This is a genomic window from Methylobacterium sp. B1, assembly GCF_000333255.1.
Lineage (GTDB): Bacteria > Pseudomonadota > Alphaproteobacteria > Rhizobiales > Beijerinckiaceae > Methylobacterium > Methylobacterium fujisawaense.
Genome location: NZ_BACT01000065.1, coordinates 1 through 1,445 on the forward strand (window position 1 = coordinate 1; position 1,445 = coordinate 1,445).

Below are 1,445 nucleotides of genomic sequence, written 5' to 3' on the forward strand. Positions count from 1 at the left end.
GACGCGCTGCGATTCGCGCGGGCGCATTTCGCCGCCGACGAGGTGTCAGCCCTGTCCCGAGCATCCCGGAGCACGGTCGAGCGTGCTTTCTTCGGTCTGTGANCCGNCAAGGAAGCCGTGGTGAAGGCGCTCGGCAGCGGCCTGTCGCTGCCCCTCGACCGGTTCAGCGTCACCGTTCCGCCTGAAGCCCCGCGTCTCCTCCGGGCGGTCGGCGACGGATCCTGGACACTGGACGGCCCGTGGAGTCTCGCGGATCTCGATTGCGGCGCGGACCATCTCGCCACGGTTGCGGTGCGCTCGGCCGCGGTGGCGATCACGAGCCACCGGCTCTCCGACGATTGGCCCGAACATCTCGGCTGAAAAGGCGCAACACCGCGCTTGCGGTGGGGGAAAGGCGCGGCTATACACCCGCTCGCCGGCCTTGGCGGAGACGCGGGACGGCCTTCGGAGTGTAGCGCAGTCTGGTAGCGCACCACGTTCGGGACGTGGGGGTCGCAGGTTCAAATCCTGCCACTCCGACCAAAACTTAGCAGAGACCGGAATGGCTGCCCCGACAGCTATCCCGACAGAAACCCTCTCTGCGGATGCCCTTAGAACCCTCCGCACCTCTCCGCGTCCGACAGCTCGCCGCGGTCCGTGCTTGCCTGCTCTACCCGCAAGGGCTGCGGCACGAGGCTTACCCGTCGGCGATGCCGGTCCTGCTCAAGCTGGGGCTGGTGGTGTCACAATCCGCCCAGGGCCAGGGCCGTGAAATCTCAGCATGGTTCATCACTGAGGCTGGGCGTGCGCACCCCGCGGAGATCGACGGCGCGCTGACAGGGCGCCGTAGGTTGTAGCGATACTGCCACAGACGCTTACCGTAGGTTGTGGTACCTCCGTTTTCGGAGGAAGCCATGACAAACGGCGCAGAAGCAATAATCAGCGCGGTCGCGGCTCTAAAAGAGCTGTTAAAGATAAATGGGCTTAGCGACAAATTCTATATAGAGTTCGATGACAATCTGTCCGGCCGCTCGCTGCATTCGTTCATCGTCAATGGCCTCGGCATAGCCAGCGATCCCAGCGTTTGGCCGCAGGGCGCCCCAGAGTACAAATTCCTGTGCCGCGATCAGATTGATGTCCTGGGTGCGCGGATTCGATGGCCGATTCAAAGCACGCCGGGCGGGTAGCAGCAGAGGAACCCGGACGGAGCGCGTATCACTCCTGCCTATCGCACGGGACCTCAAACGGCGTTAGGGCGTCGCGCGCGTGCTGCCGCCAGATATGGCGCTGGACCCAGTTACAACACGAACGATGGACACCTGTCATGTCGGTCTTCCCCCCCGGGTGGAGGCGCCGGACGGGGACGGCTGCCTGCGCCCTCGCCCTGGCGCTGGGAGCCGCCGGCCCGGCCGCCGCGCACCCGCCGAAGGGCCGCGGCGCGGCCTCCGCGGCGTCTGCCGCCGATG

Annotated in this window: 2 protein-coding genes and 1 tRNA gene; all 3 read left to right on the forward strand. The window is 66.0% G+C overall.

Annotation, left to right across the window (positions count from 1 at the left end; genetic code table 11):
* The first annotated feature begins 120 nt into the window (after positions 1-120).
* On the forward strand, positions 121-360 hold the full coding sequence (locus I53_RS01775) for a hypothetical protein (protein ID WP_251982187.1): 240 nt from the start codon (positions 121-123) through the stop codon (positions 358-360).
* 85 nt (positions 361-445) lie between these two features.
* Positions 446-522, forward strand: a tRNA-Pro gene (locus tag I53_RS01780).
* A gap of 371 nt (positions 523-893) precedes the next feature.
* Complete coding sequence (locus I53_RS32930) at positions 894-1,166, forward strand: hypothetical protein (protein WP_124262915.1); 273 nt, start codon at positions 894-896, stop codon at positions 1,164-1,166.
* Positions 1,167-1,445 lie beyond the last annotated feature (279 nt).